Annotated in this window: 20 protein-coding genes; 12 read left to right on the forward strand and 8 right to left on the reverse strand. The window is 73.9% G+C overall.

What is annotated here, in order from left to right:
• The first annotated feature begins 2 nt into the window (after positions 1-2).
• Complete coding sequence (locus JSQ78_RS10155) at positions 3-2,243, forward strand: ATP-dependent Clp protease ATP-binding subunit (protein WP_211447357.1); 2,241 nt, start codon at positions 3-5, stop codon at positions 2,241-2,243.
• A gap of 86 nt (positions 2,244-2,329) precedes the next feature.
• Positions 2,330-3,796, forward strand: a complete 1,467-nt coding sequence (locus tag JSQ78_RS10160) for a sugar porter family MFS transporter (RefSeq protein WP_502756149.1) — start codon at positions 2,330-2,332, stop codon at positions 3,794-3,796.
• A gap of 17 nt (positions 3,797-3,813) precedes the next feature.
• On the opposite strand, the gene JSQ78_RS10165 is transcribed toward JSQ78_RS10160, so the two are convergent.
• The gene (locus JSQ78_RS10165; protein WP_211447358.1) at positions 3,814-5,136 is read right to left on the reverse strand and encodes a cytochrome P450 family protein; all 1,323 of its coding nucleotides are present in this window, start codon (positions 5,134-5,136) and stop codon (positions 3,814-3,816) included.
• Positions 5,137-5,592: 456 nt separating this feature from the next.
• Here JSQ78_RS10165 and JSQ78_RS10170 point away from each other — a divergent pair, with 456 nt between their 5' ends.
• Entirely contained in the window at positions 5,593-7,140 is a 1,548-nt protein-coding gene (locus tag JSQ78_RS10170) for a DEAD/DEAH box helicase (RefSeq protein WP_211450604.1), read from the forward strand.
• A 260-nt stretch (positions 7,141-7,400) separates the two neighbouring features.
• Here the strand turns inward: JSQ78_RS10170 and JSQ78_RS10175 are convergent, their stop codons facing one another.
• Positions 7,401-8,354: an ROK family protein gene (locus tag JSQ78_RS10175; RefSeq protein WP_211447359.1), complete on the reverse strand. Its 954-nt coding sequence runs from the start codon at positions 8,352-8,354 to the stop codon at positions 7,401-7,403.
• Positions 8,355-8,414: 60 nt separating this feature from the next.
• Between JSQ78_RS10175 and JSQ78_RS10180 the strand changes: the two genes are divergently transcribed.
• Together JSQ78_RS10180 and JSQ78_RS13890 are read left to right on the forward strand one after the other, a co-directional pair.
• The gene (locus tag JSQ78_RS10180; protein WP_211447360.1) at positions 8,415-9,176 is read left to right on the forward strand and encodes an endonuclease/exonuclease/phosphatase family protein; all 762 of its coding nucleotides are present in this window, start codon (positions 8,415-8,417) and stop codon (positions 9,174-9,176) included.
• A gap of 19 nt (positions 9,177-9,195) precedes the next feature.
• A complete protein-coding gene (locus JSQ78_RS13890; protein WP_249295625.1) occupies positions 9,196-10,335 on the forward strand; it encodes a pyroglutamyl-peptidase I family protein in 1,140 nt (379 codons plus the stop codon).
• Here the strand turns inward: JSQ78_RS13890 and JSQ78_RS10195 are convergent.
• Entirely contained in the window at positions 10,320-11,009 is a 690-nt protein-coding gene (locus JSQ78_RS10195) for a YdeI/OmpD-associated family protein (RefSeq protein WP_211447361.1), read from the reverse strand. The genes JSQ78_RS13890 and JSQ78_RS10195 overlap by 16 nt on opposite strands.
• A gap of 168 nt (positions 11,010-11,177) precedes the next feature.
• On the opposite strand from JSQ78_RS10195, the gene JSQ78_RS13895 reads away from it, so the two are divergent.
• Genes JSQ78_RS13895 through JSQ78_RS10205 form a run of 3 tightly spaced genes read left to right on the forward strand, consistent with a single transcriptional unit; the run spans position 11,178 to position 13,341 of the window.
• Positions 11,178-12,236 (forward strand): ATP synthase subunit B family protein, encoded by a 1,059-nt coding sequence (locus JSQ78_RS13895; RefSeq protein ID WP_249295627.1) that lies wholly within the window; start codon positions 11,178-11,180, stop codon positions 12,234-12,236.
• A 47-nt stretch (positions 12,237-12,283) separates the two neighbouring features.
• On the forward strand, positions 12,284-12,703 hold the full coding sequence (locus JSQ78_RS13900; RefSeq protein WP_349305118.1) for a phage holin family protein: 420 nt from the start codon (positions 12,284-12,286) through the stop codon (positions 12,701-12,703).
• Entirely contained in the window at positions 12,700-13,341 is a 642-nt protein-coding gene (locus JSQ78_RS10205) for a DUF3618 domain-containing protein (RefSeq protein ID WP_211447362.1), read from the forward strand. The genes JSQ78_RS13900 and JSQ78_RS10205 overlap by 4 nt, the downstream gene beginning before the upstream one ends.
• A 58-nt stretch (positions 13,342-13,399) precedes the next feature.
• Here the strand turns inward: JSQ78_RS10205 and JSQ78_RS10210 are convergent, their stop codons facing one another.
• On the reverse strand, positions 13,400-14,458 hold the full coding sequence (locus JSQ78_RS10210) for a threonine aldolase family protein (protein WP_502756150.1): 1,059 nt from the start codon (positions 14,456-14,458) through the stop codon (positions 13,400-13,402).
• A 134-nt stretch (positions 14,459-14,592) separates the two neighbouring features.
• Between JSQ78_RS10210 and JSQ78_RS10215 the strand changes: the two genes are divergently transcribed.
• From JSQ78_RS10215 to JSQ78_RS10230, 4 genes are all read left to right on the forward strand, one after another.
• The gene (locus tag JSQ78_RS10215) at positions 14,593-14,838 is read left to right on the forward strand and encodes a hypothetical protein (RefSeq protein WP_211447364.1); all 246 of its coding nucleotides are present in this window, start codon (positions 14,593-14,595) and stop codon (positions 14,836-14,838) included.
• Positions 14,839-14,848: 10 nt separating this feature from the next.
• On the forward strand, positions 14,849-16,198 hold the full coding sequence (locus JSQ78_RS10220) for a cryptochrome/photolyase family protein (protein ID WP_211447366.1): 1,350 nt from the start codon (positions 14,849-14,851) through the stop codon (positions 16,196-16,198).
• Positions 16,199-16,304: 106 nt separating this feature from the next.
• Positions 16,305-16,586: a hypothetical protein gene (locus JSQ78_RS10225; protein ID WP_211447368.1), complete on the forward strand. Its 282-nt coding sequence runs from the start codon at positions 16,305-16,307 to the stop codon at positions 16,584-16,586.
• Between the two features lie 125 nt (positions 16,587-16,711).
• A complete protein-coding gene (locus tag JSQ78_RS10230; protein WP_021009644.1) occupies positions 16,712-16,894 on the forward strand; it encodes a hypothetical protein in 183 nt (60 codons plus the stop codon).
• Positions 16,895-16,960: 66 nt separating this feature from the next.
• Here the strand turns inward: JSQ78_RS10230 and JSQ78_RS10235 are convergent, their stop codons facing one another.
• The 4 genes from JSQ78_RS10235 to erm form a co-directional block, all read right to left on the reverse strand.
• Positions 16,961-17,701 carry a hypothetical protein gene (locus tag JSQ78_RS10235; protein ID WP_211447370.1) on the reverse strand — a complete coding sequence of 247 codons (741 nt, stop codon included), beginning with the start codon at positions 17,699-17,701 and terminating at the stop codon, positions 16,961-16,963.
• 11 nt (positions 17,702-17,712) lie between these two features.
• Complete coding sequence (locus tag JSQ78_RS10240; RefSeq protein WP_211447371.1) at positions 17,713-18,612, reverse strand: ABC transporter ATP-binding protein; 900 nt, start codon at positions 18,610-18,612, stop codon at positions 17,713-17,715.
• Positions 18,609-18,968: a GntR family transcriptional regulator gene (locus JSQ78_RS10245; RefSeq protein WP_211450607.1), complete on the reverse strand. Its 360-nt coding sequence runs from the start codon at positions 18,966-18,968 to the stop codon at positions 18,609-18,611. Before JSQ78_RS10245 ends, JSQ78_RS10240 begins: the two co-directional genes overlap by 4 nt.
• Before the next feature lie 98 nt (positions 18,969-19,066).
• Positions 19,067-19,879: a 23S ribosomal RNA methyltransferase Erm gene (gene erm, locus JSQ78_RS10250; protein WP_211447373.1), complete on the reverse strand. Its 813-nt coding sequence runs from the start codon at positions 19,877-19,879 to the stop codon at positions 19,067-19,069.
• Between the last annotated feature and the right edge of the window lie 160 nt (positions 19,880-20,039).

The raw sequence follows: 20,039 nt of genomic DNA on the forward strand, positions 1-20,039 counted from the left end.
CCATGGCACGCATGGGCGGCATGATGCCGGGCCAGGAGGAGCAGCAGTCGGCGCTCGAGCAGTTCGGCACCGACCTCACCGAGATCGCCCGCTCGGGGCGGCTCGACCCCGTGATCGGTCGCGACGAGGAGATCCGGCGCATCAGCCAGGTGCTCTCGCGCCGCACGAAGAACAACCCCGTGCTCATCGGCGAGCCCGGCGTCGGCAAGACGGCCGTCGTCGAGGGCCTCGCGCAGCGCATCGTCGCGGGCGACGTGCCCGAGAGCCTCAAGGGCAAGTCGCTCGTCGCGCTCGACGTCAACGCGATGATCGCGGGCAGCAAGTACCGCGGCGACTTCGAGGAGCGCATGAAGAACGTGCTCGCCGAGATCGCGAAGGCCGAGGGCCGCATCGTCACGTTCATCGACGAGCTGCACATCATCATGGGCGCCGGCGCGGCCGAGGGCAGCCAGGGCGCGAGCAACATGCTCAAGCCGATGCTCGCGCGCGGCGAGCTGCGCCTCATCGGTGCGACGACGCTCGACGAGTACCGCGAGTTCATCGAGAAGGACGCCGCGATGGAGCGGCGCTTCCAGCAGGTCTACGTCGGCGAGCCGAGCGTCGAGGACACCGTCGCGATCCTGCGCGGCCTCAAGGAGCGGTACGAGGCGCACCACAAGGTCACGATCGCCGACAGCGCCCTCGTCGCAGCCGCATCCCTCTCGAACCGCTACATCACCGCCCGCCAGCTGCCCGACAAGGCGATCGACCTCATCGACGAGGCCGCGAGCCGGCTGCGCATGGAGATCGACTCGGCCCCGACCGAGATCGACCAGCTGCGCCGCACGGTCGACCGCATGGAGATCGAGCGCCTCGCCCTCAAGCGCGAGCGCGACGACGCGTCGAAGGAGCGGCTCGCCGAGCTCGAGGCTACGCTCGCGGAGCGCCGCACCGAGCTGAAGGCGCTCGACGAGCGCTGGCAGACCGAGCGCGCGAGCCTCAACCGGATCGGCGGGCTGCGCGAGCAGCTCGACGAGCTGCGCGGCCGCGCCGAACGGGCGCAGCGCGAGGGCGACCTCGAGCGTGCCTCGCGGCTGCTCTACGGCGAGATCCCGCAGGTCGAGCAGCAGCTCAAGGAGGCCGAGGCGCAGGCCGCGGCGTCGGGTGCGCGCATGGTCGGCGACCAGGTGACGGAGGACGACATCGCCTCGGTCGTCGCGGCGTGGACGGGCATCCCCGTCGGCCGCCTGCTGCAGGGCGAGACCGAGAAGCTCCTCGCCCTCGAGGACGAGCTCGCGAACCGCGTCGTCGGCCAGCGCGAGGCGGTCTCGGCGGTCTCGGATGCGGTGCGCCGCAGCCGCGCGGGCGTCTCGAACCCGAACCAGCCGACGGGCTCGTTCCTGTTCCTCGGCCCGACCGGCGTCGGCAAGACGGAGCTCGCGAAGGCGCTCGCCGAGCTGCTCTTCGACGACGAGAAGGCGCTCGTGCGCATCGACATGTCGGAGTACGGCGAGAAGCACTCGGTCGCGCGCCTCGTCGGTGCCCCTCCCGGCTACATCGGCTACGAGCAGGGCGGGCAGCTCACCGAGGCCGTGCGCCGCCGGCCCTACTCGGTCGTGCTCATGGACGAGGTCGAGAAGGCGCACCCCGAGGTCTTCGACCTGCTGCTGCAAGTGCTCGACGACGGCCGCCTGACCGATGGGCAGGGTCGCACGGTCGACTTCCGCAACACGATCCTCATCCTCACCTCCAACCTCGGCTCGGCCTTCCTGACCGATCCGACCATCTCGACCGAGACGGCGCGCGAGCAGGTCATGGGCGCGGTGCGGGCCGCCTTCAAGCCCGAGTTCATCAACCGGCTCGACGACATCGTCATCTTCGACGCGCTGACGCAGGAGGAGCTCGGCGCGATCGTCGGCATCCAGGTGCACGCGCTCGACCGGCGCCTGCGCGAGCGCCGACTCACGGTCGACGTGACGGATGCGGCGAGGCAGTGGCTCGGGGAGCGCGGCTACGACCCCGTGTACGGCGCGCGGCCGCTGCGCAGGCTCATGCAGCGCGAGATCGACGATCGGCTCGCGCGGGCGCTGCTCGCGGGCGAGGTGCGCGACGGCGACCGGGTGATCGTCGACGTCGCTCCCGGCGGCTCGGGCCTGTGGGTCGGCGCCGAGGGCGCGGAGCGGCCCGCGCAGTGGTCGTTCGACGCCGACGTGGTCGACGACGTCGACGAGGTGATCGACGCGGAGCCGCTCGACGAGCCCTGACGGTCGTGCACGGGGCGGATGCCGTGCGGGCGCGCTGAGCACGGCAGAATCGAGCGGTTGCCCATCGCTCGTCGACCGGAGGACCCATCGTGGCGATCGCCCCGCCCAGCTCCGGCAGCGAGGCGGCGCTGCCACCGCTGAGCGGCGGGCCGCATCGCTCGCGGCTCGGCGTCATCTCGATCGTCGCGTGCTTCGGCGGTCTGCTGTTCGGCTACGACACGGGCGTCATCAACGGCGCGCTGCAGCCGATGAGCGCGGAGCTCGGCCTCGAGGCGCTCACCGAGGGCATCGTCACGAGCTCGCTCGTCTTCGCGGCGGCCCTCGGCGCGCTGCTGGGCGGGCGAGTCTCGGATGGCGTCGGCCGGCGCTCGATGCTCATCGCGCTCGCGGTGCTGTTCTTCGTCGGCACGTTCGTGGTCGTGCTCGCGCCGGGCTTCCCCGCCGTCGTGGTCGGTCGCGTGCTGCTCGGCCTCGCGGTCGGCGGCGCCTCGACCGTCGTCCCCGTCTACCTCGCCGAGCTCGCGCCGTTCGAGATCCGCGGCTCGATCTCCGGCCGCAACGAGGTCGCGATCGTCTCGGGACAGCTCGCCGCCTTCGTCGTCAACGCGGTGCTCGGCAGCACCCTCGGGCACGTCGACGGCGTGTGGCGCATCATGTTCGCGGTCTGCGCGCTCCCCGCGATCGCGCTCTTCGTCGGCATGCTGCGCATGCCCGAGTCGCCGCGCTGGCTCGCCGAGCGAGGGCGGCGCGACGAGGCGCTCGCGGTGCTGCGCTCCGTGCGCGCGAGCGAGCGCGCCGAGGCGGAGCTCGAGCACATCGAGGCCCGCGTCGCCGCCGGGGTCGCGCCGCGCGGCCGGGCTCGGCTGCGCCCGCTGCTCGCGGACCGCTGGCTGCGCCGCGTGCTCCTCGTCGGCGTCGGCGTCGGCGTCGCGCAGCAGCTCACCGGCATCAACGCGATCATGTACTACGGCACGGCCGTGCTCGAGGAGTCGGGCTTCGACCGCTCGGCGGCGCTCATCGCGAACATCGCGCCGGGCATCATCGCCGTCGTCGGCGGGCTCGTCGCGCTCCGGCTCATGGACCGCATCGACCGGCGCACGACGCTGCTCACGGGCTTAGCCCTCACGACGCTGTGCCACGCGCTCATCGGGATCGCATCGATCGCGCTCGAGCCGGGGGACCCCATCCGCCCCTTCGTGCTCCTCGCGCTCGTCGTCGCCTTCGTCGGCGCGATGCAGACGTTCCTCAACGTCGCGACCTGGGTCTACCTCTCCGAGATCTTCCCGCTGCGCGTGCGCGGCCTCGGGATCGGCGTCGCCGTCTTCGCGCACTGGCTCGCGAACGGCGCGCTCGCGCTCGCGTTCCCCTCGCTGCTCGAGGCGGTCGGCATCACGGGCGCCTTCTTCCTCTTCGCCGCCGTCGGCGCGCTCGCGCTGTGGTTCATCGCGACCCACGTGTTCGAGACGCGAGGCCGCAGCCTCGAGGGGCTCGAGGCCGACATCGCGAGCGGCGAGCTGTTCGCGCGGACGAGGCGAGGCCGCGCGCGCGACTGACCTCAGTGGCCGCCCGATCAGTGGAACGGGCAGCGCCCGCCCGTGCCGCTGCTGCGCGGCCGGCGGTGCGCGCTCCGCACGATGCCGCCCGAGGCGGGCTTCGTCGGCATGCGCCGGCGGCCCACGTCGAGACCCTCGCCGAGGATCGTCACGCGCGGGTCGCTCAGCGCGGCGATCGCGCTCGTGAGCGTCGAGAGCGTGACCTTCTCGCCCGGGCAGCGGTGGCCGGTCGAGGGATGCCCGCCGCCTTGCGGCACGAACGCGCCCATCGCCTCGATCTCCGCCCAGTCGTCGATGCCGACGAAGCGCTCCGGGTCGAACTCGCCCGCGCGCTCCCAGCTCGACTCGTCGAGGTCGGTGCCGAGCACGTCGAGCAGCAGCAGCGCGCCCGCGCTCACCCTCTCGCCGTCGAGCTCGACCTCGTCGATCGCGCGACCCGGGAGCATCGGCACGAACAGCGCCGTGCGCCGCACCTCGTGCGCGAAGGCGGTCGCGAGCGCGCCGCCCGTGAGCTTCCCCCGCTCGGCGGTCTCGGCCGCGATGCGCTCGCGCCACTCGGGCCGCTCGTGGAGCGCCTTCGCGGCGAAGGCGACGAACCGGCACACCGCGATCGCGGGTCGGAAGGAGTTCTGCAGCTCGATGCCCGCGAGCCGGGCCGGCAGCAGCTCGCCCTCCTGGTCGCGGTGCCAGGCCCAGGCGTGCAGCGCGGTGCCCGCCGTCGCCTCGAGCTCGCCCGCGCGCACGGCTTCGATGAGCGCGCTCGCGTGCCGGTCGGACCACCAGCGGTTGGCCATCGTCAGCAGGAACTCGGGGGAGTAGGGGACGCCGAAGCCGTCGACGATCTGCGCCTGCCGCCTCGCCCAGCGGGTCTTGGCCTCGGGGGTGCCGGGCAAACCGGCCCAGCGCTGCATCGCGCGCCCGATCGCGCCGATCGCCGCGTCGTACGCGGAGCGCTCGCCGCCGGCGATCCAGTCGGCGAGCTCCTCGCCCCACTCGCGCTCGAGGTGCGGCTCGAGGCGGCGCACCTCGGCGTCGTCGTACGCGAGCCCGAGGAAGGTCTGCTTGCGGTGCCGGTGGGCCGCGGTGTCGAGCGAGTGCACCGAGCCGTGGCCGAAGAGCGATTCCTGGATCGCCATCGGCATCGCGCCGTGCCTGCGCACCTTGGACTCGTCGTAGAAGAGCTCGACCGCCTCCTCACCGCGCATGAAGAGCGCGTCGCCGCCGAGCGCCGTCGTCCGCACCGCGCGGGCTCCCGGGCGAGCCCGCTGCCAGATCGCCTCGCTCGTGTCGTAGCCGCGCGTGAGCAGCAGGAGGGCGTCGTCGTTCAGGGGGTTGGCCATGCTCCGGACCGTATCGAGCGCACCTGAGCGCCCCTGCGGAGCCGCGGCCCCGCGCGCTGTCCGCGACCGAGGTCGTGCTCGTCAGCCGGAGTACGCCTTCCTGGCACTCGACGGCGCCGGGGCTAGGCGATGTCAGACCGCTGCTGATAGGCTGGGGTCACTGCGCGAGCAGGGCATCGCTGCCGGCTCGCCTGCGTCGTTGAACGCTCCTCTCTCCGCCCGGTTCTCGGGCGTCGATGAACCTTCCACGGCGAACGATCGCGGCCACCGCCGCGCTCGCCGAACTGCGTCGACGCATCCACCCAAGAACCCTGCCCGCACGAGTGTGCGGTCGGCCCGGATGCGCGTGCACGCTCACAGAAAGAGCAACCGTTGACTGACACCATCACCCCCGAGGTCACCACGACCTTCGCCGAGCTCGGCGTGCCCGCCAAGCTCGTGACCGCCCTGAAGGCGATGGACCGCGAGCACCCGTTCCCGATCCAGGCCGACACCCTGCCCGACACGCTCGCCGGGCGCGACGTGCTGGGCCGCGGCAAGACCGGCTCGGGCAAGACCCTCGCGTTCTCGATCCCGCTCATCGCGCGCCTCTCGGGCGAGCTCGCGGGCGGCAACCGCCGCAAGGGGCTGCCGCTCGGCCTCGTGCTCGCCCCGACGCGCGAGCTCGCGACGCAGATCGCGACCGAGATGGCGCCGCTCGCGAAGGCCGCCGGCCTCACCGTCACGACCATCTTCGGCGGCGTCTCGCAGCGCCCGCAGGAGACCGCGCTCCGGAACGGCGTCGACATCGTCGTCGCGTGCCCGGGCCGCCTCGAGGACCTCATGAAGCAGGGCATCGCCTCGCTCTCGGCGATCGAGATGACCGTCATCGACGAGGCCGACCACATGGCTGACCTCGGCTTCCTGCCGGTCGTGACGAAGATCCTCGACAAGACGCCCAGCTCGGGCCAGCGCCTGCTGTTCTCGGCGACCCTCGACAACGGGGTCGACAAGCTCGTCAAGCGCTTCCTCACGAACGAGGTCATGCACTCGGTCGACGAGGCGAACTCGCCCGTCGCCGCGATGACGCACCACCTCTTCGAGGTCTCGCCCGACGACAAGAACCTGCTCGTCCGCCGCCTCGCGTCGGGGCTCGGCCGCCGCATCCTCTTCACCCGCACGAAGCACCAGGCGAAGAAGCTCGCGAAGCACCTCACCGCTTCCGGCATCCCCGCCGTCGACCTGCACGGCAACCTGTCGCAGAACGCCCGCGACCGCAACCTCGCCGCCTTCAGCGACGGCTCGGTGCGCGTGCTCGTCGCGACGGATGTCGCCGCTCGCGGCGTGCACGTCGACGGCGTCGAGCTCGTGGTGCACGTCGACCCGCCCATGGAGCACAAGGCCTACCTGCACCGCTCGGGCCGCACGGCTCGCGCCGGCACCGAGGGCGACGTCGTGACGGTCATGCTGCCCGCGCAGCGCGGCGACACGATGTCGCTGCTGCGCAAGGCGAAGATCGGCGTCCAGTCGCAGCCGGTGACGGCGTCGTCGGATGCGGTGGACGCACTCGTCGGACCGTACGCGCCGCACGTGGCCCCGGTCCCCGGTGGCCCCGGCTCGGGCAACGAGATCCAGCAGCAGCAGGGCGGCGGCGGCCGCTCGACCGGTGCGAACGCGCGCCGGAAGCGCGCGGCGCGCGAGGGCGTCGCCGGCTCGGGCGCGCACGGCGCGACGGTCGGCGCGGCGCGCTCCGAGCGGCCCCGCAAGGACCGCTCGGGTCGACCCGAGGTCAAGCAGGGCGCCGGTGCAGGCGGTGGTCGCGGCGGCCAGGGCGGCGCCCGCTCGGGCGGCCGCGCCGGCGGCCAGCGCTCGGGCGGTCAGCGCTCGGGCGGCCAGGGCGGCGCGCCGCGCGGCGGCTCGGCCGTCGCGTGGTCGTCGAGCGGCGGCGGCTCGCTGCAGTCGGGCGCGGCCCCGGCCCGCTCGGGCGGCCAGCAGCGCCGCGGCCCGCGCCGCGCGCAGGGCTGAGCCCAGCACCTGCATCTACGCAAGAACGGCCCCCGGCTCGCGCCGGGGGCCGTTCCGCGTCCCGTGGCACGCGGATGTGCACGCTCTTGCGGCCTGATCGGGCTGCGAGCGACAACAGCGTGCACATTGCTGCAGAGCAGCGGGCCGCGCCGCGGTCGGCGCCGCGACGCACCACTCGACGATGGGATCGAAGCCTCGCTCGGCGCCGCTCGCAGGCGACGACTCGGTACCACCGAGCGAGGGCGGCGGCCGGGCGTCGATCAGCGCGCGGCGAGCACCGCCGCGCCGATCGCCGCCGCGTGGTCGCCGAGCCGCGCGAGCTCGAGCCGGCGCGGCTGCGGCACGCCCTGCAGCGGCGCGTGCTCCGCGAGCTCCCGCTCGATGACCGGCAGCAGCAGGTCGGCCGTCTGCAGCATCACGCGACCGCCGAGCACGACGACCTCCGGGTCGAACGCCGGCAGCAGCCGCCGCAGCCCCGCCGCGACCGCGCGCCCCGCGCCCTCGAGCACCTCGAGCGCCCGCGCGTCCCCGGCGCGCGCCGCTTGCTCGAGGTGCATCGCGCTCGGCCGCCCGCCGGGCGCGAGCGCGACGGCCGCCGCCACCGCTGCCGCGTCGCGCGCGAGCGCGTTCCCGCCGGCGAACGCCTCGACGCAGCCGCGCGCCGTGCACGAGCACACCGGCCCCGCCTCGTCGACCGTCACGTGGCCGAGCTCGCCCGCGAGCCCGTGCGCGCCGATGAGCGGCCGCCCGTCGGCGACGAACGCGCCGCCCACCCCGGTGCCGAGCGCGAGCAGGAGCGACGACGACGCATCCGCCGCGGCCCCCATCGCCGCCTCGCCCATCAGGTAGCCGTCCGCGTCGTTGTGGATCGTGACGGGCATGCCGAGCCGCTCGGCGAGCGCGGGCCGCAGCGCGAAGTCGCGCACGCCGAGGTGCGCGGCCCACGTGATCGACTCGCGGTCGCGCGGCATCCACGCGGCGATCGCGAGCCCGACGGCCTCGATGGGCGCGCGCCCCGCCGCGGCGAGCTGCTCGTCAAGGTCGCGCACTGCCGCCTCGAGCGCGTCGAGTAGCGCTTCGGGCCCGTGGATGCGGTGGGGCCGGTGGCTGCGCGCGAGCACGTCGTCGACGTCCCAGCGGGGCACCGCACCCCTCGGCGCGAGGGCGGCCCCCGCGATCTTCGTCCCGCCCACGTCGAGGCCTGCGATCGTCATCGCCCCATCTTGCCTGCTCGGCCTGCCACCTCGAGCCGCCGCGAGCGGCAGGATGGGCGCATGCGGCTCGCGACCTGGAACATCCTCCACGGGCGCACGCCCGCCGACGCCGCCGTCGACGGCGACCGGCTCGCCCGGGCAGTCGAGGCGCTCGGCGCCGACGTGCTCGCGCTGCAGGAGGTCGACCGCGGCCAGCCGCGCTCGGACATGCTCGACCTCACGGCGATCGCGGCCGAGGCGATGGGCGGGGCCTCGTCGCGCTTCGCGCCCGCCCTCATCGGCGATCCGGCGCGGCAGTGGCGGCCCGCGCGCGACGACGACCTCGACGCGACCGCCGACGGCTACGGCGTCGCGCTCGTGAGCCGCCACCCCGTGCTGCGCTGGCACGTGCTGCGGCTCGAGCCCTCGGCGCGCTTCCGCGCCCCGCTCCGCGAGCCCGGCGCACAGGAGGTCACGTGGATCCGCGACGAGCCGCGCGTCGCGATCGCCGCGACCATCCGCACCCCGACGGGCGATCGCACGATCGCCGCGACGCACCTCTCGTTCGTGCCGGGCGTCAACGTGCGGCAGCTGAAGCGCACCCTCCGCTGGCTCGAGGTGCTCCCCGGCCCGCGCATCCTCATGGGCGACCTCAACCTGCCGGCCGCGGTCGTGCGGCGCATCGACGGCTGGCACTCGCTCGCGCGGCAGCGCACCTTCCCGGCCGATCGGCCGATGGTGCAGCTCGACCACGTGCTGAGCGATGAGCGGCTGCCCGCCCGCCGCATCCGCGTGCCCAGACCGCCGCTCTCGGACCACCTGCCGCTCGTCGTCGAGCTCTAGCCGAGGCACACTGGGTGGCATGCGCATCCTGGTGACGGCCTTCGAGCCCTTCGGCGGAGATCCCGAGAACGCGAGCCTCGAAGCGGTGCGGCGCCTCGAGCAGGCATGGCGCGACGATCCGCAGCCCCGCATCGAGCTCGTGACGGGCACGCTCCCGGTCGCGTTCGCCGCCGCGGGGCCGGCGCTCGCGGCGCTCGTCGAGCGGCATGCCCCGGATGCGGTGCTCGCGGTCGGCGAGGCGGGCGGACGCTCGGCGATCACCCCGGAGCGCTGGGCCGTCAACGAGGACGACGCGCGCATCCCCGACAACGTCGGCGACCAGCCGCGCGGCACCGCGATCGAGCCGGACGGCCCGGCGCGGCGCCCCTCGGGCCTCGACACCGACGCGCTCGTGAGCGCGATCCTCGCGGTCGGGCTGCCGGCGCACGCGAGCGACGACGCCGGCCGCTTCCTCTGCAACCACGTCGCCTACCTCGTCGCGGGCCTGCCGGTCGCGGGCGGCTTCATCCACGTGCCTGCGGTGCGCTCGAGCGGCACGGCGGGCGTCGGGGACGAGACCGATCCGGGGTCGTCGGCCGACGCATCCGTCGTCACGCACGACGGTCGCGCGCTCTCGTTCGACGACCTCGCGCTCGCGCTCGCCGCGGCGGTGCGGGCGATCGCGCGCGGCGACCGCGAGCCGCACGACGGGCGCGCCGAGGCCGCCGCGCGCGTCGACCGCGCCGACACGATCGTCGCCGCCCCGCCGCAGCGCGTGTACGAGGCGCTGCTCGACGCGAACGCGCTGCGCCAGTGGCTCGCACCCGACGGCGCGACCGCGACGATCGAGGCGTTCGACGGGCGCGAGGGCGGCGGCTTCCGCGCCGTGCTGCGCTTCGACGCGCCCGTCGACGCGAAGTCCGGCGACGACGTCGACGTCTCGCGCGTCACGTTCGTCGAGCTCGTGCCGAACGAGCTCGTCGTGCAGCGCGTCGCGTTCGAGAGCGCCGAGGAGCGCTTCGCCGGCGACATGCTCATGACGTGGCGGATGCAGCCGGTCGAGGCGGGCACGCGCGTCACGGTCGCGGCGTCCGACGTGCCGCCGGGCATCTCGCCCGCCGACCACGAGCTCGGCCTCGGCCAGTCGCTCGCGAAGCTCGCCGCCTACGTCGAGGGCTGACCGCCGGCCGCCGCCGCGGCGGCCGCGGCGCGCTCGACCCACTTCGGAGTCTCACCGTAGCGCTGCGGCGGGATGAGCCGGCCGGCCGCGGAGTCGTCGGCGAGCTGCCTCGCCCGCTGCTCGCGCGTCGCCTCGCGCTTCGCGCCGAGCACCCACGCCATCGCCCCGCGACGGTAGGTCGCCGTCGCCTCGCCGAGGAACGCGAGCGCCGCGGGCTGCTCGTCGAGGTGCCGCTGCAGCTCGGGCGGCAGCGCTCCGTCGGCGTTCTCGTAGGCGTAGACCGCCGTGCGATCCGCCCGCCGCGCCTCGAACGCGGCGATGCCCGCTGGTCGCATGCGCCCCTCTGCGAGCAGGCGCTCGACGTGCGCGACGTTGACGGCCGACCAGTTCGAGCCGGTCTTCCGCGGCGTCCACCGCTGGCGGCGCGCGTCGTCGTCGATGCGCTGCGAGAGCGAGTCGATCCAGCCGAAGCACAGCGCCTCGGGCACCGCCTCGGCCCACGTGAGCCCGCGCGGCGAGACGTGCTTCGCGTTGAGCCCCATCCACAGCTCGGTCGCGGTCTCGTGGTTCGCCTCGAGCCAGGCGCGGAACTCAGCGGCGTCGCGGAAGAAGACCGCCGGGCGCTCCGCCGTGCCGCCACGGGTGCCCGGTTGCGCGTCGTCGAGAGCGTCCATGCGAGACAGCGTGACAGAACTGACCCATATACCACTCGACCTTCAGGTCGCGCTTGACCGCCATGCGGCCCATTCGCCGCCCACTCCCAGGTTCGAGGTACATCGTCGGGAGCACGGCAACACACCGCAGCGGAGGCACGCCTCCGCCCGAATCAGGATGGACGGACGATGACGAACGTGCAGCAGCCCGGCGGCCCCACGGAGGACCGGACCACGGTCGGCGGAGCAGCGTCGGGAGCCGGCATGCCCGGCCAGACGACCGCCGGCGGAACCAGCAGTGCGACGAGCGGCACCACGAGCGGTGCCCACGCGGCAGGCAGCGGCAGCAGCGGCTCCGGCAGCGGCGGCTCGAGCGGCGGCGGCAAGGCCGACGCGGCGAAGGAGGAGGCCTCGAAGCTCGGCGGCACCGCGAAGGACGCCGGTCGGCGCGTCGCGGGCACCGCGAAGGAGGAGGCCCACAACGTCGCCTCGGAGGCGAAGACGCAGGGCAAGCGCCTGCTCGACCAGGCGATGCACGAGGCGTCGTCGCAGACGAAGGCGCAGCAGCAGCGCGCGGCCGAGGGCATCAGCACCTTCGCCGGCGATCTGCGCGGCATGGTCGACGGGTCGGGCGGCGGCGAGGGCTTCGCCGCGCAGCTCGTCACCGAGATCGGCGACCGCGTCGAGGCCGCCGGCCGCTGGCTCGAGGACCGCGAGCCGAGCGACCTGCTCGACGAGGTCAAGTCGTTCGCGCGCCGTCGCCCCGGCACGTTCATCGCGATCGCCGGCGTCGCCGGTCTCGTGGTGGGCCGCCTCACGGCAGGCATGATCAGCCAGGCGAAGGCGGAGCACGACCGCGAGAGCGGCTCGGGCTCCTACAGCGCGAGCTATGGCGCCGGCTCCTACGGCACGACGCCGACGGGCGCGTACGGCTCGAGCGGCTTCGACGCGACCGGCACCACGGGCTACGGCACGACCGGCACCGGCACGACGGGCTACGGCACGACGGGCACCGGATCGTCGGGCTACAGCACGGCCGACTACACGACCGGCACCGCCGGCGCCGGCGTGCAGGGCTCCGCCGCGACGGGCACCTACGGCTCCGGCCACGCGGCGACCGACGCGCAGACGAGCGGCACCGACCCGGCCATCGGCGGCTACGACGCCGACACGGCCTACCCGGGCGCCGACGAGTCGGGCAGCCCCGCCGACCGCCAGCCCGGCACGCGGGGGGAGAGCGGGCTGTGACCTCCGAGTTCAACGCCACCGGGCGCCACTCGCCGGAGGATCCCGCGGTGATCGCCGCGGACACCCCCGCCGAGACGCGCGCGGCGAGTCAGTCGGTCGGCGACATTGTCGGCGACCTCATGCGCGACATGTCGCAGCTCATGCGCGACGAGATCGCGCTCGCGAAGGCGGAGGGCACGCAGCAGGCGAAGCGCCTCGGCAAGGGCGCGGGCATGCTCGGCGGTGCCGGGTACGCGGGCCACCTGCTCGTCCTGTTCCTGTCCCTCGCGCTCATGTTCGTGCTCGGTGACCTCCTCGACCACCTCGGCTGGGGAGCCCTCATCGTCGGCGTCCTGTGGGCGATCGTCGCGGCGATCCTCTACTCGATGGGCCGCAAGGCCCTCAAGGAGGTCGAGCCCATGCCCGAGACGGTCGACTCCGTCAAGCACATCCCAGACGCACTGCACACCAAGGAGGAGAACCGATGACCGAGACACCCGAGGAGATCCGCGCGCGGATCGATCGCACGCGCGAGAGCGTGAGCGGGGACGTCGACGCGCTTGCCGAGAAGGTGTCGCCGAGCGGCATCGTCGGCCGGGAGACCGAGCGAGTGAAGGGCAAGGTGAACGAGGTGAAGGAGCGACTGTTCGGCTCTGACGACAGCAGCGACCACGGTGTGGTCGGCCAGGCCGGCCACGACGTCCGCGGAGCGGTCGGCCACATGGGCGAGAACGTGCGCGGCACGGTCTCGAACGCCGGCGACAGCGTCCGCCACGGTGCCGACATGGCCGTGCGGAAGGCGAAGGGCAACCCGCTCGCGGTCGGCCTCATCGCCTTCGGTGTCGGCGCGCTCATCGCCTCCCTCATCCCGGCGAGCGAGCCCGAGAAGCAGGCCGCCCAGAAGGTGAAGGAGGGCGCCGAGCCGCTCGTGGAGGGCGCGAAGGACGTCGCCAAGGAGGCTGCGGAGAATCTCAAGGAGCCCGCCCAGGAGGCGGCGCAGCACCTGAAGGACACCGCGCAGAGCGCCGGCGAGCACGTCAAGGGCGAGGCGCAGGGCGCCGCCAGTGACGTGAAGTCCGACGCCGAGCAGGCTCGCGACCGCGTGCAGGGGCAGTCCGGCTCCTGATCGTCAGCCACAAGATCGAGGCCCCGGCGGAGTACCGCCGGGGCCTCGATCGTGCAACCTACGAGGCCGCGGCCTCGCGCACGGCGCGAGCGAGCGCATCCACGTCGTCCTCCGTCGTGTCCCACGTGCACATCCAGCGCACCTCGAGGGCGGATGCGTCCCAGTCGTAGAAGAAGAAGCGCTCCCGCACGCGGTCGGCGACACCCGCGGGCAGCCGCGCGAACACGCCGTTCGACTGCGTCGGGTAGGCGAAGGAGACGCCCGGCACGTCCTCGACCGCAGCGCGCAGGCGCGCCGCCATCGCGTTCGCGTGCTCGGCGTTCCGCCGCCACAGCTCGCCGTCGTAGAGCGCGACGAGCTGCGCCGAGATGAAGCGCATCTTCGACGCGAGCTGCATGTTGAGCTTGCGGAGGTAGACGAGCGCCTCACCGACGCGCTGCTCACCGGCGCGCGCCGAGAGCACGACGACCGCCTCGGCCCCCATCGCGCCGTTCTTCGTGCCGCCGAGCGAGAGGATGTCGACGCCCGCGTCGGTCGTGAATGCGCGCAGCGGCGCGTCGAGCGCGACCGCGGCGTTCGCGAGCCGCGCGCCGTCCATGTGCAGGAGCATCCCGCGCTCGTGCACGTGGTCGGCGATCGCTCGGATCTCCTCGGCGGAGTAGAGGGTGCCGAGCTCGGTCGACTGGGTGATCGAGACGGCGAGCGGCTGCGCGCGGTGCTCGTCGCCCCATCCCCACGCCTCGATGTCGATGAGCTCGGGGGTCAGCTTGCCGTCGGGCGTCGGCACGGTGAGCAGCTTGATGCCGCCGACCCGCTCGGGCGCGCCGCCCTCGTCGACGTTGATGTGGGCGGTCTTCGCCGAGACGACCGCGCCCCAGCGCGGCAGCAGCGCCTGCAGCGCGACCACGTTCGCGCCCGTGCCGTTGAAGACGGGGAAGGCCGAGGCGGCGTCGCCGAAGTGCTCGCGCACGACCTCCTGCAGGCGCGCGGTGAAGGCGTCGGCGCCGTAGGCGGTCTGGTGGCCGCCGTTCGCTGCCGCGATCGCGTCCAGCACCTCGGGGTGCACGCCGGAGTAGTTGTCGGAGGCGAAGCCGCGGAGGTCAGCGTCGTGGAGCATCTGCACGCATCCATCCTCGCAGGATCCGGATGCGCGAGCATCGCCGCGCGAGACGTCCAGTGCCGTCCCAGCCGCGGCGGGAAGACTGCTCGACACACGCGGCGCCGCGGCGCCGCTCGAGGATCGGAGGACGGATGCCCGACAGCACGCAACCCGGAGACGGCGTCGAGGCGGTCGACCCCGCCGCGAGCGACGCGAGCCTCGGCGCCGCCGAGTGGCCCGCCGGCGAGGCCGACGAGCCGCACGGGCGGGCGCAGGTCGCCGACTCGATGCACGGCACCGCCGCGGAGCAGGCCGCCGAGGAGCAGGGGGCTGACGCCGGGGGCGGCGGCACGGAGCGCGAGAGCGACGACGGCGAGCTCACGCCGAGCGACTCCTAGCCGCCGACGCGTGGCCGCCCAGCTCGTCTGGTTCCGCCGCGACCTGCGCGTGCGCGACCACCCCGCGCTCGTCGCCGCGGCCGCCGCGGGCGAGGTGCTGCCCGTGTTCGTCGCCGACCCGGCGTTCGCGGGCGCCGGCGCACCGCGCACCGCCGCGCTCCGCACGGCGCTCCGCGCGCTGCACGAGGCGACCGACGGCGCGCTCGTGGTGCGATCCGGGCGGCCCGAGGAGGTCATCCCCGCGCTCGTGCGCGAGGCAGGGGCGGATGCGGTGCACGTTTCGGGCGAGTCGACCCCGTACGGGCGGCGGCGCGACGCGCGCGTCGAGGCGGCGCTCGACGTGCCGCTCGTCGCGACCGGATCGCCCTACGCCGTGACGCCGGGCCGCGTGCGGAAGGGCGATGGCTCGCCGTTCCGCGTGTTCACCCCCTTCTCGAGGGCGTGGCTCGAGCGCGGCTGGCGTGCGCCCGCCGAGCGGCCGAGCCCGCGCTGGGTGCGGCGCGTCGAGGGGGAGCCGCTGCCCGAGCCGCCCGAGACGAGCGCCGGGCTCTCGTGGGCGAGCGAGGAGGGCGCGCGCGAGCGCTGGGCGACGTTCCTCGACGGGCCGATCGACGACTACGACGCCGCGCGCGACCGGCCCGACCTCGACGGGACGTCGCGGCTCTCGATCGCGCTCAAGCTCGGCACCGTGCACCCGCGCACGCTGCTCGCCGACCTCGACGCGGTCGCGCCGCGCCGCAGCAGGGCGGCCCAGCGCTCCCTCAAGCGCTTCCAGGCCGAGCTCGCCTGGCGCGAGTTCTACGCCGACGTGCTGCTCCACCACCCGCGCTCCGCCTGGCGCGACCTCGGCGCGCAGCTGCGCGGCATCGCCTACGACGAGCCGGGCCAGCTGTTCGAGGCGTGGTGCGCGGGGCGCACGGGCTTCCCGTTCGTCGACGCCGGCATGCGGCAGCTGCTCGCCGAGGGATGGATGCACAACCGGGTGCGGATGGTGACCGCGAGCTTCCTGACGAAGGACCTGCACGTGTGGTGGCCCTACGGCGCGCGCTTCTTCCTCGAGCACCTCGCCGACGGCGACCTCGCCTCGAACAGCCACGGCTGGCAGTGGACGGCCGGCACCGGCACCGATGCGGCGCCCTACTTCCGGGTCTTCAACCCCGTGCTGCAGGGCCAGCGCTACGACCCGGACGGCGACTACGTGCGCCGCTGGGTGCCGGAGCTGCGCCACATCCCCGGCGCCGCGGTGCACGAGCCGTGGAAGGTGCCCGTCGGCCTCGCGCACGGCTACCCGCAGCGCATCCTCGACCACGCCGTCGAGCGGCGCGAGGCGCTCGACCGGCTCGCGGCCGTCTCGGCGTGACGACGGAGCGATTGCTCAGTCGCGGCCCAGGTGCACGGGCGAGACTCGCTGCAGCGGAGTCAGCGGTGCCGCCCGGCGTCGCCCGCTCGGAGCGAGGGAGATCCCGATGACGGATGCAACGGACGACGGCCTGCAGCCCGGCGGCACGACCGGCGCCGAGCACGACGGCGGCGAGCAGCAGGTCGCGGCGGAGTCGCAGGACGCGCTCGACGAGGCGCTCGACGGCCGCTCGCCCACCGGGGCGGAGCGCCCGGTGAGCGGCGGGAACGCCGACCCGCTCGCGGGCTCGGGCGCGCCGGCGGAGGGCGCGACGGGACCGGAGCTCGGCGGCGCCGGCCAGGTCATGCAGGACGGGGCGAGCGACGACGGCGCCGACGCGCAGCCCTGAGGCGGGCGAACCCGCGGAACTCCTCACGCGCTCCACAGTCCCTCACCAGGTTGGGGTACGAGACTGAGCGATGCGGAACCAGCGGCGCCAGCCGGTGCCGCCCGCGCAGCTGGAAGGAGTTCCAGATGACGGACGCGCCCCAGACAGGTTCGATGACCGCGATCCCGGAGGAGGCTCACGCCATCCCTCCGGTGGGCGAGGGGATCGAGCCCAAGGGCGACGCCGATGTGCCCGGCACGACGCGGCACCTCGATGCCGGCGAGCAGCCGCCCGGCGGCCTCCCGCAGCAGGCGGACCCGCTCGGCTGACGTCGCGAAGAGGGCCCGCCCACGAGTCGCAGTCGACTCGCGGGCGGGCCCTCTCGCTGCGCGCGGCTAGCGTGCCTGCGCCCGTCGCACGAGCGTGAACCAGATGGCTCCGCCGATCGCGCTGAGCGCCGCGGCGACGACCATCCATGGCATCCAGCCCATCGCGGCGATGTCGACGACGAGGCCGCGGAAGCCCTCCGAGAGCAGCGCGCCGGCGAGGATCCCGACGACGATCGTGGCGAGCGCGATCCAGAAGATCCAGAGGAACGGCTGCCCCCAGCGGTGGAATGCGCTCGTGATGGCCGCGCCGATGAGCGCGACGCCCAGGATGAGGATGAAGGTCTGGATGAGCGTCTGCCACCACTCGCCGACGCCGGTGTAGACGACGTCGAAGAAGCGCACGCCGAGCCCGTAGCCGCCGGTCGCGACTTCGATGACCTTGCCGATCGTGACGATGACGGCGTAGAACGCGGCGTTGAAGGCGAAGACGAGCGCCGTGCCGATGGCGAACTCGCGGCGCGTGAGGCCGAGGCCGAGCGCGAGCGGGAAGTACTGCCCCATCGCGGTGAACCCGAACCCGATGAGCGGCCCGAGCAGCGCGAAGATCGCGCCGTTGAACATCATGCCGGTGTTCATGCCCTCGCGGGCCTCGGCGAGCGACTCGGCGCCGGCGGCGGTCGCGACGTTGACGACGATGCCGCCGATCACGAGCACGATCGCGAGCGACGCGAGCATGATGAGCAGCGGCCAGCCGAAGGCCTGCATGCGGTTGACGGTGTGGAGCTGGATGACGTTGCGGATGCGCATGGTCAGTCCTCTCAAGCGGTCGCGACCGGAGTCGCGGGGTCGGTGGCGGATGCGTTGGCGGTCGTGAGGCGCACGAACAGCGCCTGGAGGGAGACGGGGGAGATGTCGAGCCCCGCGGCGCGCGCGGCGCGCTCGTCGCCGTCGCGCGCGGCGAGCGTCGCGGTCGCGAGGGAGCCGAGCCGGGTGTGCTCGAGCGGCTCGCGGCCGGCGAGGAACGCATCCACGTCGTCCGCTCGGCCCGACACGGTGAGCGCCGCGTCGTGCAGCTCGTCGGTGTCGGCGTCGAGCAGCACCTTGCCCTGGTCGAGGATCACGACGTGCTCGAGCAGGTTCGCGACCTCGTCGATGTGGTGCGTCGAGAGCACGATCGTGCGCGGGTGCTCGGCGAAGTCGTGCAGCAGCGCGTCGTAGAACATGCGCCGCGCGACCGCGTCGAGGCCGAGGTACGGCTCGTCGAAGAACGTCAGCGGTGCCCGCGAGGCGAGCCCGAGGACGATGCCGATCGCCGAGAGCTGGCCGCGCGAGAGCTTCTTGATGAGGCGCTTCGTCGGCAGCTGGAACCGCTCGACGAGCCGGTCGGCGTACGCCTGGTCCCAGTTCGGGTAGGCGCCCGCCGCGATGCGCAGCACGTCGATGGGCCGGAACGTGTCGGGGTACTTCTGGCTCTCCTGGATGAACGCCGTCTGCGAGAGCACGTCGACGTTCTCGACCGGGTGGCCTCCGAGCACCTCCATCGAGCCGCGCGAGGCGAAGATCTGGCCGGTGAGCAGCTTCATGAGCGTGGTCTTGCCGGCGCCGTTGCGGCCGAGGAGCCCGTGGATGCGGTGCTCCTCGAGCGAGAGCGTCACGCCGTCGAGGGCGTTGACCTCGGCGTAGTGCTTGGCGAGGTCGGTGGTGACGATGGCGGTCATCGGGCGACTTCCTTCGTGATCATGTTCGCGAGCTCCTCCGGGCTGAGCCCTAAGGCTGCTGCCTCGCGAAGCAGGGGTGCGATGAACTGGTCTTCGAACGCGAGCTTGCGGCGCTCGCGGAGCGCCGCTCGGGCGCCGGGGGCGACGAACATGCCGATCCCTCTCCTCTTGATGAGCACGCCCGCGTCGACGAGGAGGCCGAGGCCCTTGCCGGCGGTCGCGGGGTTGATGCGGAGGAAGGCGGCGAGCTCGTTGGTCGAGGGCACCGCCGCATCCTCCGGGTAGCTGCCGTCGAGGATGCCGTCCTCGATCTGCTCGGCTACCGCGACGAAGAGCGGCTTGCTGTCGTCTAGAATGCCTGCCTCCTAGTGGTCGGGAGAGCGCTGCGCATCGGACTCCATGGGTTCATTACTCGACTAATGAACCATCGAACCAGCGTTGTGTCAAGCACGAGTCACGGAGCGTGCGTCCGGCGGTGGGCGAGCCACAGGTCGGCCCAGTCCTCCGGCCCGAGATCTCGAGGCAGGCCGCCGGCGCGGGAGCGCTCCCGCAGCCAGCGCTTCGCGGCCGCGCGCGGCAGGACGCCGGCCGCGGGGAGGATCGCGGCGAGCCCGGCCCCGGGGCTCGCGAAGACTCGCGCGACCATCGCGGCGTACTGCCGGCGATCGGCGGGATCGACGAGCGGCTGCGCTCGCCGCTGCACCGCGAAGAGCCCGGCGTCCACCTGCGGCATCGGCCGGAACGCCGAGCGCGGGATGCGCCGGCCGAGCGAGAACTCGAACCACGGGGCCGCCTGGGCGGTGAGCTGCGTCGCGCCGCCCACGCCGGCACGGCGGCGGGCGACCTCCCACTGCGCGATGAGCACCGCATCCGTCCATCCGGGCGCCGCGAGCAGTCGCCGCAGCAGCGCGGTCGTGATGTGGAACGGCAGGTTCGAGACGACGACGTGCGGATGCGCGTCGAAGCGGTGCGCGAGGGCGTCGGCGTGCTCGACGCGCACGCGCCCGGGCGTGCGGGCGTCGAGCCGGGCGGCGCGGCGCGCGTCGAGCTCGAGCGCGCGGATGGGGCGGCCGAGGCGCGCGAGCGGCAGCGTCAGCGCGCCGTCGCCCGGGCCGATCTCGAGGATCGGGCCGCGGGTCGCGGCGACCCGGTCGACGACGTCGGCCACCGCGCGGCGGTCGACGAGGAAGCTCTGGCCGAGCTCGTGCCGGCCGGGGGCGTGCAGGGGTGCGCGAGAGGTCGCGCGCGACGGTGTCCGTCGGGACATGGGGAGTGCTCCACTCTGCGGGAGCCGGGCAGCCTGAACGAGCCGCACCGGCGGTCGGAGAGCGGCGAGCTGCGAGTGTTCAGCGGGATCCGGAGCAGCTCGCCGTCAGCGGCGGCGCATCCGGATGCTGGAGATCATGCCCATGCGCCCACTCTAGGCA

Source organism: Agrococcus sp. Marseille-Q4369, assembly GCF_018308945.1.
Taxonomy (GTDB): domain Bacteria; phylum Actinomycetota; class Actinomycetes; order Actinomycetales; family Microbacteriaceae; genus Agrococcus.